Below are 15,012 nucleotides of genomic sequence, written 5' to 3'. Positions count from 1 at the left end.
ATGCCAAAACGTGACGACATCTCCAGTGTCCTCGTGATCGGGTCCGGCCCGATCGTGATCGGGCAGGCGTGCGAGTTCGACTACTCGGGCACACAGGCCTGCCGAGTGCTGCGTGAGGAGGGCGTGCGCGTCATCCTCGTCAACTCCAACCCGGCGACGATCATGACCGACCCCGACTTCGCCGACGCCACCTACGTCGAGCCGATCACCTGGGAGGTGATCGAGACGATCATCGCGAAGGAGCGCCCGGACGCCATCCTTCCCACCCTCGGCGGCCAGACGGCGCTCAACGCGGCCATGCAGCTGCACGAGCACGGTGTGCTCGAGAAGTACGACGTCGAGCTGATCGGCGCGAAGTTCGAGGCGATCCAGAAGGGCGAGGACCGACAGATCTTCAAGGAGCTGGTGATCGAGTGCGGTGCCGACGTTGCCGACTCGCGCATCTGCCACACCATGGAGGAGGTGCTCGCCGGCGCTGAGGAGCTCGGCTACCCCCTCGTGGTCCGCCCGAGCTTCACCATGGGCGGTCTCGGGTCGGGCTTCGCGTACAACGAAGACGACCTGCGCCGCATCGCCGGAGCCGGCCTGCACGACTCACCGACGCACGAGGTGCTCCTGGAGGAGTCCATCCTCGGCTGGAAGGAGTACGAGCTCGAGCTGATGCGCGACACCGCTGACAACACGGTGGTGGTCTGCTCGATCGAGAACGTCGACCCGGTCGGCGTGCACACCGGTGACTCCATCACCGTGGCGCCAGCGCTCACGCTCACCGACCGTGAGTACCAGCGGCTGCGCGACATCGGCATCGACATCATCCGCGCCGTCGGAGTCGACACCGGCGGCTGCAACATCCAGTTCGCGGTGAATCCGGCGACCGGCCGCATCATCGTCATCGAGATGAACCCCCGCGTCTCGCGGTCCAGCGCTCTGGCCTCCAAGGCGACCGGGTTCCCGATCGCGAAGATCGCGGCGAAGCTCGCGATCGGCTACCGTCTCGACGAGATCCCGAACGACATCACCCGTGTCACGCCCGCCAGCTTCGAGCCCACGCTCGACTACGTGGTCGTGAAGGTGCCGAGGTTCGCGTTCGAGAAGTTCCCGGCCGCCGACCCCACGCTCACGACGACCATGAAGTCGGTCGGCGAGGCGATGGCGATCGGCCGCAGCTTCACGAGCGCCATGCAGAAGGCCCTGCGGTCGCTGGAGAAGAACGGTTCGTCGTTCCACTGGGGCGAGGAGCCGAGGAGCGTCGAGGAGCTGGTGCAGATCGCAGCGACTCCGACGGACGGACGCATCGTCACGGTGCAGCAGGCGCTCCGCAAGGGCGCGAGCATCGAGGATGTCTACCACGCGACAGGCATCGACCCGTGGTTCCTCGACCAGATCGTGCTGATCAACGAGGTGGCGGAAACCATCGCCGAGGCCGGCATGCTCGACACGGACACCATGCTGCTCGCCAAGGACCACGGCTTCTCGGACGCCCAGATCGGCCAGCTGCGCGGCTTCGGCGAGGCGGAGGTGCGCGAGGTGCGGCACATCCTCGGCGTGCGGCCGGTCTACAAGACGGTGGACACCTGCGCGGGGGAGTTCCCCGCGCTCACGCCGTACCACTACTCGAGCTACGACACCGAGACCGAGGTCGAGCCGAGCGACCGGCGCAAGGTGATCATCCTCGGCTCCGGGCCCAACCGCATCGGCCAGGGCGTCGAGTTCGACTACTCGTGCGTGCACGCGTCGTTCGCCCTGCACGACGCCGGCTTCGAGACCGTCATGATCAACTGCAACCCCGAGACGGTGTCGACCGACTACGACACCAGCGACAGGCTCTACTTCGAGCCGCTCACGCTGGAGGACGTGCTCGAGGTCATCAACGCCGAATCGCAGTCCGGCGAGCTGGTCGGCGTCGTCGTACAGCTCGGCGGTCAGACCGCCCTAGGGCTGGCCAAGGGCCTCGAGGCCGCAGGGGTTCCGATCCTCGGAACGAGCCCGAGCGCCATCGACCTCGCTGAGGAGCGCGGCCTGTTCGCGGAGATCCTCGAGAACGCCGGACTGCTCGCACCGCGCAACGGTACGGCTTACGACGCCCAGGGCGCCCAGGCGGCCGCTGCGGAGATCGGCTTCCCGGTGCTCGTGCGCCCGAGCTACGTGCTCGGCGGGCGCGGCATGGAGATCGTCTACGACACGGCGTCGCTCGACGACTACTTCGTGCGGGTCGCCGACCAGGCGATCATCGGGCCCGGACATCCGCTGCTCGTCGACCGGTTCCTGGATGACGCCACGGAGATCGACGTCGACGCTCTGTTCGACGGCGAGGAGCTCTATGTCGGCGGCGTGATGGAGCACATCGAGGAGGCGGGCATCCACTCCGGTGACTCCAGCTGCACGCTGCCGCCCGTCACACTCGGACGTTCCGTCGTCGACCGCGTGCGCGAGGCAACACTCAAGATCGCGCAGGGCGTCGGCGTTCGCGGGCTGCTCAACGTGCAGTTCGCCGTGGCGGCCGGAGTTCTCTACGTGCTCGAGGCGAACCCCAGGGCGAGCCGCACCGTCCCGTTCGTGTCGAAGGCGCTGGGCATCCCGCTTGCGAAGGCCGCGAGCCGAATCATGGTCGGCGAGACGATCGCCGAGCTGAAGCAGTCCGGCCTGCTGCCCGAGCAGGACGGATCGGTCGTTCCTCTCGACGCACCGGTCGCCGTCAAGGAGGCCGTGCTGCCGTTCAAGCGCTTCCGCACCAAGGACGGCCGCACCGTCGACTCGGTTCTCGGGCCGGAGATGCGCTCGACCGGCGAGGTGATGGGCATCGACAAGCACTTCCCGCGCGCCTTCGCCAAGAGCCAGACCGCTGCGTACGGCGGGATGCCGCTGTCGGGCACCGTCTTCGTCTCGGTCAGCGACCGCGACAAGCGCTCCATCGTGCTTCCCGCGCTGCGGCTCGTGCAGCAGGGCTACCGCCTGGTCGCGACGGAGGGCACGGCCGAGGTGCTCGCGCGCAACGGAATCGCCGCGGAGCCCGTTCGCAAGTACAGCGAGGTGCGCGACTCCGATGAGCCCAGCATCGTCGATCTGATCGACAGCGGGGAGATCGACGTCGTGGTGAACACCCCGAGCGGCCGATCGGCCCGGGCGGACGGATATGAGATCCGTGCGGCAGCGATCGCCTCCGACGTCGCACTGTTCACGACCATCGCCGAGCTGAGCGCCGCCGTCGCGTCGATCGATGCGATCAGGGAAGGCTTCGAGGTGCGGTCCCTGCAGGAGTATGCGATCGACAGGGCGAGGACCGCATGACGGAAGAGGGCTTCGGCTCGCGTCTCGCCGCCGCGATCGGCGAGCATGGTGCGCTGTGCGTCGGAATCGATCCCCACTCGTACCTCCTCGCCGACTGGGGACTGCCCGACGACGCCTCCGGGGCGAGGGACTTCGGACTCCGCGTCGTCGACGCCGCGGCAGGACGGGCCGGAGTCGTGAAGCCCCAGGTCGCCTTCTTCGAGCGTTTCGGGTCCGCCGGCTACCACGCGCTCGAGGAGGTGCTGGAGGCTGCTCGCTCCGCCAGGCTGCTCGTCATCGCCGACGTCAAGCGCGGCGATGTCGGCACGAGTGTCGAGGCGTACGGCGAGGCCTGGCTCACGCGCGGGTCGCGGCTCGAGGCCGACGCCATGACGATCTCGGCGTTCCAGGGTGTCGGGTCGCTCGCCGGGCCGATCCGTCTGGCGGCGCAGGAGGGCAAGGGCCTCTTCGTGCTCGCGGCGACGAGCAATCCGGAGGCCGCGGCGATCCAGCACTCCGTCGAAGGCGATTCGGGACGGACGGTGGCTCGTGTCATCATCGATGATGTGAGTCGCGAGAACGCCCTGATCGGTGACCCGATCGGCCCCATCGGCGTCGTGCTGGGAGCCACGGTCGACCTGGCCGGCTATGGCATCGACACCGCCCACGCACCCATCCCGGCGATCCCGGTGCTCGCGCCGGGATTCGGTCACCAGGGTGCCAAGGTCGAGGATGCCCGTGCTCTCTTCGGCTCGCTCGCCGACGTGCTGCTCGTCAGTGAGTCCCGCGGCATCCTCGCTGCAGGTCCTGATGAGCTCGAGGCCGCCATCTCCACGAGGGCGAACGAGGTGCGTGCCGCCCTTGTCTGAGCAGTCCCCGTCTCCTTCCCGTTCGACCCGACCGCCAGAGGTCGACCGTGTTGCGGCATCCAGGGCCGCCGTCGCAGCCCGACGCGCCCGAGCTGCGGTGAAGACGGCGATCGCCTCGGGGGAGAGGCCACCGCTCGATGTGCTCGAGGTTGCTGTCGCACACCCCGATGGCCCGGAGGGCACACTACGGATCACCGACTTTCTGATGAGTCTCAAGGCGATCGGTGCGACCAAGACCACCGAGATCCTGAAGCGCCTGCAGATCTCGCCGGTGAAACGCCTCGGCGGTCTAGGCAAGCACCAGAGAGAGCGGCTGCGCGCGTTCCTGGTCGAGCGCTTCGGCAACCCGGCGCAGCGGGAGCAGACGCGTCTCGTCGTGCTCGCCGGCCCAACAGCCGTCGGCAAGGGCACCGTCGCCAAGTACATCAGACAGAACTATCCCGATGTGCTGCTCTCGGTCTCCGCCACGACCAGGACCCCGCGGCCCGGCGAGACGGAGGGTATCGACTATTACTTCGTCGATGACACCGAGTTCGACCGAATGGTCGCCGACCACGAACTTCTCGAGTGGGCGAAAGTGCACAACAGCCACCGGTACGGCACCCCGCGTGCCCCGATCGAGCGGGCGCTGGGGGAGGGCCGCAGCGTTCTGCTCGAGATCGACCTGCAGGGCGCACGGCAGGTACGAGCAGCGATGCCCGAGGCCGTTCTCGTCTTCCTGGCCCCGCCGAGCTGGGACGAACTGGTGCGCAGGCTCATCGGCCGAGGCACCGAATCACCGGAGGAACAGCACCGCAGACTGGCCACCGCGAAGGTCGAGCTGGCATCGCAGGACGAGTTCGACGCGCGTGTCGTGAACACCACCGTGACTGACGCCGCGCGAGAGGTCGTAGACTTGATGAAGGTGCGCGCACGACGCTGAGTGCTTCAGCGTCCGCGCACCATCACCGTCTCGGCGGCCCATCCGGCGACAAGGTTCGTCGGCAGCCGCGATCGAAGGAGTATTCATGTCAACAGCAGCCAAGGGCATCATCGACCCGCCCATCGACGAACTGCTCTCGCGCGTCGAGTCCAAGTACGCGCTGGTGATCTTCGCTTCGAAGCGTGCTCGCCAGATCAACGACTACTACGCAGACCTGCACGAGGGAAGCCTGTTCGACAATGTCGGACCGCTCGTCGACTCGACCATCGACGACAAGCCTCTCTCGGTCGCGCTGCACGAGATCAACGAAGACAAGCTCACCGTTCGTCCCATCGACGAGTGACGTGACGAGCGACGGTGCCGCCGTGTCAACACCCCTGACGATCGTCGTCGGTGTGACCGGCGGCATTGCTGCGTACAAGGCAGTGTCGGTCATCCGGTCGTTCGTGCTGCTCGGGCATGACGTTCATGTGATCGCGACGGATGCCGCCCTCAGGTTCGTCGGAGCGCCGACGTTCGAAGCGATCAGCCGCAACCCGCTGAACACCGACCTCTACGAGGGCGTGTCGGAGGTGCGGCACGTCGGCATCGGCAAACGCGCCGACCTCGTGGTGATCGCGCCGGCGACGGCCAACACGATCGCCAAGCTCGCGAACGGCCTGGCCGACGATCTGCTCACCAACACGGTGCTCGCCACGACGGCACCGGTGCTCGTCGCCCCCGCGATGCACACCGAGATGTGGCTAAACGCGGCGACCCAGCACAACGTGCGAACCCTGCGCGAGCGTGGCGTCTCCGTGGTCGGCCCAGGCGTCGGACAGCTCACCGGATCGGACTCGGGACCGGGACGCATGGAGGAGCCGGACGCCATCGTGGCCGCCGCCATGGCCCTCGCCTCCCGGCCGGCATCACGCTTCGACCGTGCTGGGGAGTCGTCCAGACCGGTCCGCCGCGATCTGGCGGGCCACCGCATCGTCGTCACGGCAGGCGGAACCAGGGAGCCGCTCGACCCCGTTCGGTTCCTGGGCAACCGCTCGAGCGGTAAGCAGGGCATCGCCATCGCCACGGCCGCCCGCGATCGCGGAGCTGATGTCGTGCTGATCGCCGCACACCTTGACGTGCCCGTTCCCGACGGCGTCGAGACCCGAACCGTCTCCACCGCCCTCGAGCTGCAACGAGCCGTCACGGATGCTGCAGCAGATGCCGACATCGTGGTGATGGCTGCGGCCGTCGCCGACTTCCGTCCGGCATCCACCAGCGACGCGAAGATCAAGAAGGACGTCGTGGGCGACGAGCTCCAGCTCGACCTGGTGGCCAACCCGGACATACTCGCCGCGCTGTCGGCGGACAAGCAGCCGGATCAGCTCGTCGTGGGGTTCGCCGCGGAGACCGAGAGCGACCCGCTCGTGCTCGTGGAGCTCGGCAGGCGCAAGCTGAAACGCAAGGGCTGCGACTTCCTCGTCATCAACAACGTCGGGTGGGGAACCGGGTTCTCCACCGACGAGAACGACGTCGTCGTGCTCGATGGCGCCGGCGATATAGTGATGGAGGCCTCCGGCGCCAAGTTGTCGGTGGCCGATCGTATTCTCGACGTCATCACCTCCGCCTGACCCGCGACCAGAACGTGGATGGGGCTCGGACCAGCTACGGAGCACCCATGACTTCTTTGCGCCTCTTCACTTCGGAATCCGTCACCGAGGGGCATCCGGACAAGATCTGCGACCAGGTCTCCGACAGCATTCTGGATGCCCTGCTGCGGGTCGACCCGCACAGTCGCGTCGCGGTGGAGACCCTCGTCACCACGGGCCTCGTGCACGTCGCCGGTGAGGTGACGACGAGCGGATACGTCGAGATCCCCGCCATCGTGCGCGAGACCATCACCTCGATCGGCTACACGTCGTCCGACGTCTGGTTCGACGGCCGCTCGTGCGGCGTCTCCGTGTCGATCGGCGGCCAGTCGCCCGACATCGCCCAGGGCGTCGACGACGCGTATGAGAGCCGTGAAGAGGCATCCGTCGACGAGCTCGACCGGCAGGGCGCCGGCGACCAGGGCATCATGTTCGGCTACGCGACGACCGAGACGCCCGAGCTCATGCCGGTGCCCGTCTGGATCGCTCACCGCCTGGCGGAGCGCCTCGCCGAGGTGCGCAAGACCGGCGAGCTCGACTTCCTGCGCCCTGACGGCAAGACCCAGGTCACCGTCGGCTACGACGGCAACACCCCGCGCACGATCGAGACCGTCGTGCTGTCGACGCAGCACTCGCCCAAGGTCAGCACCGAGCGCCTGCGCGCCGAGGTCGCGGAGCGCATCATCGCCCCGGTGCTCGAGCGCGTCGAGCTGGACTCCAGCTCCGTGAAGTCGCTGATCAACCCGACCGGCCGGTTCGAGATCGGCGGACCTCAGGGGGATGCCGGGCTGACGGGTCGCAAGATCATCATCGACACCTACGGCGGGGCATCCCGTCACGGCGGCGGCGCCTTCAGCGGCAAGGACCCGTCCAAGGTCGACCGGTCGGCGGCCTACGCGATGCGGTGGGTCGCGAAGAATGCGGTGGCCGCAGGCCTCGCCGATCGGCTCGAGGTGCAGGTGGCGTATGCGATCGGCACCGCGTCGCCTGTCGGCCTCTACGTCGAGACGTTCGGAACGGGCCACCTGCCCGACGAGCGCATCACGTCGGCCATCCGCGAAGTCTTCGATCTGAGGCCCGCCGCGATCATCCGCGACCTCGACCTGCTGCGCCCGATCTACGCGCAGACCGCGACGTACGGGCACTTCGGCAGGGAGCTGCCCGACTTCACCTGGGAGCGACTGGACCGCGTCGACGAGCTGCGGTCGGCCGCCGGCGTCTAGTGACCGGCGCACGCGTCGCGCGCGTGATCGTCGACACGCCGCTTCCGCAGCTGGACCGGCTGTTCGACTACGCCATTCCGGAAAGGCTTCTCGACGACGCCGCGCCCGGTGTGCGGGTGACCGTGCCGTTGCGCACGGCCGGACGACTCGCCACCGGCTACATCGTCGATCTCGCCGATCACGCCGAGTTCGACGGCGCCCTCAGCGAGATCGAGTCCGTGGTCTCGGGCGCCCGCGTGCTCACGCCGGAGATCGCCGACCTCGCACGGCGGGTGGCCGACCGGTCGGCGGGCAGCGCGAGCGATGTGCTGCGGCTGGCCATCCCGCCACGCATGGTGCGGGTCGAGAAGGCGTGGCTCGCCGCGGAGCACGATGTCGAACCGCCTCAGGTCGCCCCCGTCGTGGCACGCGGGTACCGCGACGATGCACCCGGCCGCGCGATCGACGACTCGCGTCGCATCGCACTCGACGCCGTGCCTCGGCAGGCGAAGCTTCGAGCAGGCACGTGGGTCGGCGCGTGGGCAGTCACCCTGGCAGAGCTGGCGGCGCGCTGTGTGGCGTCCGGCCGCAGCGCGATCATCGCAGTGCCAGACTACCGGGACCTCGACCAGCTGCAGGCCGCTCTCGGCGACCTGCTGCCCGACGACCTCGTCGCGAGGATGGACGCCGCCCAGCCCAACCAGGACCGTTACCGGGCCTTCCTTCGGTGCCTCGAGCCTGCGCCCCGAGTCATCATCGGCAACAGGTCGGCGGTGTACGCGCCGGCGCACCGACTCGGCATGCTCGCGATCTGGGACGACTCCGACCCGCTGCACGCCGAACCGCTCGCCCCCTACGTTCACGCCCGTGACGTCGCTCTCGTGCGTGCCGAGCAAAGCGGATGCGCCCTCGTGCTCGCCGGCCATACCCGCAGCGTCGAGGTCCAACGTCTGGTCGAGGTGAGATGGCTCACCTCGACCTCGCCCGATCCGGCGATCGTGCCCCGCGTCGTCGTGACGGCGGCACAGGCAGACGACGGCACGTCGTCGCGTGTTCCCGGCGGCGCCTGGCGCGCCGCCAAGGAAGGGCTGGCCTCCGGGCCCGTTCTCGTGCAGGTCGCCCGACCCGGGTACGCGCCGGTGCTGGCGTGCGCTCGATGCGGTCAGGCCGCCCGCTGTGAACGCTGCGACGGGCCACTCGGCCTCGGGTCGGCCGGAGCTGCGCCATCCTGTAGGTGGTGCGGAGCGATCGCGGCCCACTGGTCCTGCTCCAACTGCCAGGCGACCAAGGTTCGCCTGGTGACACGTGGCAGCGCCCGGACAGCTGAGGAGCTCGGCCGAGCGTTCCCCGGGGTGCGCGTTGTCGTGTCCGACGGCGAGCGGCGCGTCACCGCCGTCGACCACCGTCCCGCCCTGATCGTCGCGACGCGAGGGGCCGAACCCGTTGCGGAGGGCGGGTACCGAGCCGTGCTGCTGCTCGACGGAGACAGGATGCTCGCGCGCGAGTCGCTCAGCGTCGGCGACGACTGCCTGCGTTGGTGGTCGAACGCCGCAGCCCTGGCTGCTCCCGGTTCCCCCGTGGTGCTGGTCGGCGTGGCCGGTCCGCTCGCCCACGCCCTGGCCACGTGGAAGCAGCCGGAGTACGCAGCGGCTCAGCTCGCCGATCGCCGAACCCTGCGCTTCCCGCCCGCCGTGCGCGTCGCGACTCTCACCGGAGCCCCGAAGGCCGTCACGGACGCCGTCGCCTCGCTATCGGCCGGCTCGTTCATCGACGTGCTCGGACCGACGCCGGTCGAATCCGTACGAGGGCCGAAACAGGCCTCGGTCGCGTCGGACGCCGTGCGTGCGATCGTGCGCTTCGAGTACGCGCAGGGCGCAGTGGTCGCTTCCGCATTGCGCTCGGCGATCATCCGTTCGGCCACGAAGGCCCGCAGACCGCGCGGCGACAGGGGCTACCGGCCGCCGCCTACACTCAGAGTCAGGTTCGACGACCCCGAGATCTCATGACGCGTCGCGGTCGGAACACCACGCGACCTCGGCGCATCACGCTGGAGGGTCGCACCGAAGTGTCGCGCAGCGAGGAGAGCCCACAAGCATGAGGATCGTGTTCGCAGGAACGCCCCAGCCAGCCGTCCCCGCCCTGCGTGCCCTCGCAGCGGGATCCCACGAGGTGGTCGCTGTCGTCACCCGTCCGGATGCCCCGCTCGGCCGCCGCCGCGTGCTCACCCCCTCGCCGGTCGCCGACGCCGCCACCGAGCTGGGTCTTCCCGTGCTGAAGACGGCGCGCCTGGATGCCGTCGCCACCGCGAGCATCCTCGAGCTGCAACCCGACCTCGGCGTCATCGTCGCCTACGGCGGCCTGGTGCGCGAGCCGCTGCTGTCCGGTCCACGCCACGGCTGGGTGAACCTGCACTTCTCGCTGCTGCCACGCTGGCGCGGTGCCGCTCCCGTTCAACGAGCGATCATCGCGGGTGACAAGCGCACAGGGGCTGCCGTGTTCCGGCTCGTGCCTGAACTCGACGCCGGCGACGTGTACGGCGTGATCGAGCGAGAGGTCGGCACAGACGAGACCGCCGGTGACCTGCTGGACTCCCTGGCGGTCGAGGGCGCCGCCCTCCTCGAGCGCGTCGTCGACGGCATCGCGGAGGGAACGGCCGTCGCGCAGCCACAGGTCGGCGAGCCGACTCTGGCGCCCAAGCTCACGATCGACGACGCCCGTCTCGACCTGGCAGCGGATGCCGGTGCCGTGTACTCGCGCATCCGTGGCGTCACCCCCGAGCCCGGCGCGTACTTCGTGATGGGCGACTCGCGAGTCAAGGTGCTCTCGGCATCCCGCTCAGGGGCTGCGGCACTTCAGCCTGGTGAGTTGGTGCTGAGCGGCTCACGAGCACTCGTCGGCACGGGAACGACGCCTCTCGAGCTCGTGACGGTGCAACCGGCAGGCAAGCGCGCCATGCCGGGCGCCGACTGGATGCGCGGGCTTCCGTCCGGCTCCACGGCGGAGGTCGCATCGTGAGCGACGCACGCGGGTCGAAGGTGTCGGCGCGCTCCATCGCCTTCGACGTTCTGCGCGCGGTGAGCGACTCGGATGCCTACGCCAACCTGCTCCTGCCGGTGCGGCTGGAACGCGCCAAGCTCGCGCCCTCCGATGCTGCCCTCGCCACCGAGCTCACCTACGGCACCTTGCGCCTGCAGGGCTACTACGACCGCGTGATCGAGCTGGCCACCAAGCGCCCCGTCGATCAGATCGACCCGCCGGTGCTCGACGCGCTCCGGCTCGGCTGCCATCAGCTGCTCACGCTCGGCACGCCGGGGCATGCGGCCGTCTACGAGACGGTCGAGCTCGTGCGCGGCGCGGCATCGCGATCGGCCGTCGGGTTCGCCAACGGGGTGCTCAGGACGATCGCGCGCACCAAACCCGGCGTGTGGAGCACGCGGGTCTCGGCGTCCACGAACGGCGGCGACGACACGCTGGCTGCGCTGACCTCGCATCCGGCCTGGATCGTGCGCTCCCTGCGTCACGCGCTTGCCGCCGAACACCGCGAAGACGAGCTCGACGATCTGCTCGCCGCCGACAACGAAGCGCCGAAGGTCAATCTCGTCGCCCTCCCTGGGCTGGCTGAGGTGCCGGGCGATGCGAACCGCGACACGTACTCGCCGATCGGGTTCGTCTCGCCGGGGGGAGATCCCTCCGCGATCGTGCGCAGCACGAACGGCGCCGTGCGAGTGCAGGACGAAGGTTCCCAGCTGGCCGCGCAGACGTTGATCGCGGCACGCGAGGTCGAGCGGGGAGAGACCTGGCTCGACCTGTGCGCCGGACCGGGCGGCAAGGCAGCCGTGCTCGCCGCGGTCGCGAAAGAGTCCGGCGTCACGTTGGTCGCCAACGAGCTCGTACCCGCACGACTCGAGCTCGTGCGCCGTGCTGTCGAGCCCGCCGCGTCCGCCGTGCAGCTCACCGAGCGCGACGGCACGACGGTGGGCGACGAGGAGCCCGGTCGCTACGACCGCGTGCTGCTCGACGCCCCGTGCACCGGGCTGGGCGCGCTCCGCCGCCGTCCCGAGGCGCGATGGCGCAAGACTCCGCGCGACGTGCCGGAGCTCTCGAGGCTGCAGGCCGCGCTCATCGACTCGGCGATCAAGGCACTGAAGCCCGGCGGGCTGCTCTGCTACATCACGTGCTCGCCGCACCTCGCCGAGACACGGATCGCCGTCAGCGATGCCCTCAAGCGTCATCCCGGCGCACTCCGCGAGCTGCCGACGCGCGAGGTGGTGCAGTCCATCGCCCGTGAGCCGCTCGACCTCGCGGGCGACGCCGCCCAGGTGCAGCTGTGGCCACACAGGCACGGAACCGACGCCATGTTCATCACGCTTCTGGAGAAGGCCTAATGCCCAGCACCGACCTCGTGGCCCGCATCAACCCGAGCATCCTGGCCGCCGACTTCGTCAACATGCAGAGCGACCTCGACCGCATTGCGACGGCCGACCTTGTGCACGTCGACGTGATGGACAACCACTTCGTGCCGAACCTCACCTTCGGGCCGCAGATGGTGGGGCGCATCCAGGACGTGTCGGAGATCCCGCTCGACGTGCACCTCATGATCGACGACCCCGACCGCTGGGCGCCCGGATACGCAGAGCTCGGCGCCTACTCCGTGACGTTCCACGCCGAGGCGGCCGCGGACCCGATCGCCCTTGCACGGCGGCTCCGCTCGATCGGCGCACGGGCGGGCATCGCGATCAAGCCGGGAACGTCTGCGGATGACCTCCTCGAGGTCCTCGACGAGTTCGATCAAGTGCTGGTGATGACCGTCGAGCCGGGGTTCGGCGGCCAGAGCTTCATGGCCGAGACGATGCCGAAGCTGCGCATGCTGCGCGAAGCCGTCACTGCCAGGGGGCTCGACGTCTGGCTGCAGGTCGACGGAGGCATCACCGAGGAGACCATCGTCACGGCCGCGGAGGCGGGCGCCGACACGTTCGTCGCCGGCTCCAGCGTGTTCCGCGCCGAGCACCCTGCGACCCAGATCGCCCTGCTGCGGGACACCGCGGCGAAGCACCTTTGCCAGTCGCGATAGACGCGACTGAGGCGAGAGCCGAGCGAGCTTGCTCGCTGGGCCGAGCCGACTGAGCGTTTGAGCGACGCAGTCGCGATAATCTGGTGGCGTGAAGACCTTCGACGACCTGTTCGCCGAGCTCGCCATCAAAGCCGAGAGCCGCCCAGAGGGCTCCCGCACGGTGAAAGAGCTCGATGCGGGCATCCACTCCATCGGCAAGAAGATCGTCGAAGAGGCCGCCGAGGTGTGGATGGCGGCCGAGTACCAGAGCGACGACGAGACGGCCGAAGAGGTCTCGCAGTTGCTCTATCACCTCCAGGTGCTCCTGCTTGCCAAGGGCCTCACGCTGCAGGACGTGTACCGACATCTGTGACGTCACGCGTTTCGATGACAGATGTTTCGATGCCACAGACCAGCAGACCGCTACACCACACGTGAGGAAGACCAGCAGACCATGCTGAAGATCGCCGTGCCCAACAAGGGCTCGTTGTCGGAGACCGCCGCCCTGATGCTCGCCGAAGCGGGCTACAACGGGCGCCGAGACCCCAAGGAACTCATCGTCGTCGACCAGGCGAACGACGTGGAGTTCTTCTACCTGAGACCACGCGACATCGCCACCTACGTCGGCAGCGGAGCGCTCGACGTCGGCATCACCGGCCGCGACCTGATGCTCGATTCCGGCTCGCCAGCGCGCGAGATCGACGAACTCGGCTTCGCCGCGTCGACCTTCCGTTTCGCCGGTCCTGCCGGCAAGTTCTCCGACCTGAGCGAACTCGAGGGCCTCAGGGTCGCCACCAGCTACGACGGGCTCGTCGGCGCGTTCCTGCGGGAGGCCGGCGTCTCGGTCACCCTCGTGCGGCTCGACGGCGCAGTGGAGTCCGCCGTGCGCCTCGGCGTCGCGGATGCCGTCGCAGACGTCGTCGAGACCGGCTCCACCCTGCGCAAGCAGGGCTTGGAGATCTTCGGCCCGGTCATCCTCAAGTCGCAGGCCGTTCTGATCGGCGCGCCTGGCGAGCCGGCATCCGGACTCGCGACGCTGCACCGTCGTCTGCAGGGCGTCATGGTCGCCAGACAGTACGTGCTCATCGACTACGACCTGCCGTCCCACCTGATCGAACGCGCGGTCGCCCTCACGCCCGGTGTCGAGTCGCCGACCATCTCGCCTCTGCGCGACTCCGGCTGGGTGGCGGTGCGCGCCATGGTGCCGAGGCTGCGCACGAACCACATCATGGACGACCTCTACGAGCTCGGCGCGCGGGCGATTCTCGTCACGCCGATCCACGCTGCGAGGCTCTGACCGTGTCGCTCGCCATCCGCGTCATCCCGTGCCTCGACGTGGCGGACGGCCGGGTCGTCAAGGGCGTGAACTTCCGCGGTCTTCGCGACGCGGGAGACCCCGTCGGGCTGGCGGCGAAGTACTACGAGCAGGGGGCAGACGAGCTCACCTTCCTCGACGTCACAGCGACGGTCGAGGCAAGGGCGACGACCTACGAGGTGGTGCGACGCACCGCCGAACAGGTGTTCATCCCGCTCACGGTCGGCGGGGGAGTGCGCAGCGTCGACGATGTCGCACGGCTGCTGGCCAGCGGTGCGGACAAGATCGGCGTGAACAGCGCAGCGATCGCGCGGCCCGAGTTGCTCACCGAGATCGCGAACCGCTTCGGGGCCCAGGTGCTCGTGCTGTCGCTCGACGTCACGCGGTCGCCGCGCACCGAGTCCGGATTCGTGGTGACGACCCACGGCGGACGCACCGAGACCGATCTCGACGCCCTCGCCTGGGCGAAGCGCGCCATCGATCTCGGTGCCGGAGAACTGCTGGTCAACTCGATCGACGCCGACGGCACGAAGCAGGGCTTCGACCTCGAGCTCGTGCGACGCATGCGCGAGATCAGCTCCGTTCCCGTGATCGCGTCCGGCGGAGCTGGAGTCGTCGAACACTTCGCCCCCGCCGTCACGGCAGGTGCCGACGCCGTGCTCGCGGCCAGCGTGTTCCACGACGGCCTGATGACGATCGGCGACGTGAAGGACGCGCTGCAGAGCGCCGGCCAGGAGGTGCGAAGGTGACCGAGGCAGC

General features: G+C 69.0%; 13 protein-coding genes. All 13 read left to right on the top strand.

All coding sequences use genetic code 11. From position 1 onward, the window contains the following. On the top strand, window positions 1-3,288 hold the full coding sequence (gene carB / locus ACYVDN_RS04055; protein WP_460568697.1) for a carbamoyl phosphate synthase large subunit: 3,288 nt from the start codon (window positions 1-3) through the stop codon (window positions 3,286-3,288). Further along, the gene (gene pyrF / locus ACYVDN_RS04050; protein ID WP_460568695.1) at window positions 3,285-4,136 is read left to right on the top strand and encodes a beta/alpha barrel domain-containing protein; all 852 of its coding nucleotides are present in this window, start codon (window positions 3,285-3,287) and stop codon (window positions 4,134-4,136) included. The genes carB and pyrF overlap by 4 nt, the downstream gene beginning before the upstream one ends. Continuing rightward, window positions 4,129-5,058 carry a guanylate kinase gene (gene gmk / locus ACYVDN_RS04045; RefSeq protein ID WP_460568693.1) on the top strand — a complete coding sequence of 310 codons (930 nt, stop codon included), beginning with the start codon at window positions 4,129-4,131 and terminating at the stop codon, window positions 5,056-5,058. The genes pyrF and gmk overlap by 8 nt, the downstream gene beginning before the upstream one ends. 85 nt (window positions 5,059-5,143) lie before the next feature. Next, window positions 5,144-5,401 carry a DNA-directed RNA polymerase subunit omega gene (gene rpoZ / locus ACYVDN_RS04040; protein WP_460568692.1) on the top strand — a complete coding sequence of 86 codons (258 nt, stop codon included), beginning with the start codon at window positions 5,144-5,146 and terminating at the stop codon, window positions 5,399-5,401. 34 nt (window positions 5,402-5,435) lie between these two features. After that, window positions 5,436-6,668 carry a bifunctional phosphopantothenoylcysteine decarboxylase/phosphopantothenate--cysteine ligase CoaBC gene (coaBC, locus tag ACYVDN_RS04035; protein WP_460572234.1) on the top strand — a complete coding sequence of 411 codons (1,233 nt, stop codon included), beginning with the start codon at window positions 5,436-5,438 and terminating at the stop codon, window positions 6,666-6,668. Window positions 6,669-6,715: 47 nt separating this feature from the next. Next, complete coding sequence (gene metK / locus ACYVDN_RS04030) at window positions 6,716-7,909, top strand: methionine adenosyltransferase (RefSeq protein WP_460568690.1); 1,194 nt, start codon at window positions 6,716-6,718, stop codon at window positions 7,907-7,909. Next, window positions 7,909-9,894 (top strand): primosomal protein N' family DNA-binding protein, encoded by a 1,986-nt coding sequence (locus ACYVDN_RS04025; RefSeq protein ID WP_460568688.1) that lies wholly within the window; start codon window positions 7,909-7,911, stop codon window positions 9,892-9,894. Before metK ends, ACYVDN_RS04025 begins: the two co-directional genes overlap by 1 nt. A gap of 88 nt (window positions 9,895-9,982) precedes the next feature. Next, window positions 9,983-10,903 carry a methionyl-tRNA formyltransferase gene (gene fmt / locus ACYVDN_RS04020; RefSeq protein ID WP_460568686.1) on the top strand — a complete coding sequence of 307 codons (921 nt, stop codon included), beginning with the start codon at window positions 9,983-9,985 and terminating at the stop codon, window positions 10,901-10,903. Next, window positions 10,900-12,273 (top strand): RsmB/NOP family class I SAM-dependent RNA methyltransferase, encoded by a 1,374-nt coding sequence (locus ACYVDN_RS04015; protein ID WP_460568684.1) that lies wholly within the window; start codon window positions 10,900-10,902, stop codon window positions 12,271-12,273. The genes fmt and ACYVDN_RS04015 overlap by 4 nt, the downstream gene beginning before the upstream one ends. Next, window positions 12,273-12,959, top strand: a complete 687-nt coding sequence (rpe, locus tag ACYVDN_RS04010) for a ribulose-phosphate 3-epimerase (protein ID WP_460568682.1) — start codon at window positions 12,273-12,275, stop codon at window positions 12,957-12,959. Before ACYVDN_RS04015 ends, rpe begins: the two co-directional genes overlap by 1 nt. An 88-nt stretch (window positions 12,960-13,047) precedes the next feature. After that, the gene (locus ACYVDN_RS04005) at window positions 13,048-13,311 is read left to right on the top strand and encodes a phosphoribosyl-ATP diphosphatase (protein WP_460568680.1); all 264 of its coding nucleotides are present in this window, start codon (window positions 13,048-13,050) and stop codon (window positions 13,309-13,311) included. An 81-nt stretch (window positions 13,312-13,392) separates the two neighbouring features. After that, window positions 13,393-14,235: an ATP phosphoribosyltransferase gene (gene hisG, locus ACYVDN_RS04000; protein ID WP_460568678.1), complete on the top strand. Its 843-nt coding sequence runs from the start codon at window positions 13,393-13,395 to the stop codon at window positions 14,233-14,235. 2 nt (window positions 14,236-14,237) lie between these two features. After that, a complete protein-coding gene (gene hisF, locus ACYVDN_RS03995; RefSeq protein WP_460568676.1) occupies window positions 14,238-15,002 on the top strand; it encodes an imidazole glycerol phosphate synthase subunit HisF in 765 nt (254 codons plus the stop codon). Window positions 15,003-15,012: the final 10 nt, after the last annotated feature.

Source organism: Humibacter soli, from assembly GCF_054779035.1.
This window is presented reverse-complemented; position numbering and strand designations above follow the sequence as displayed.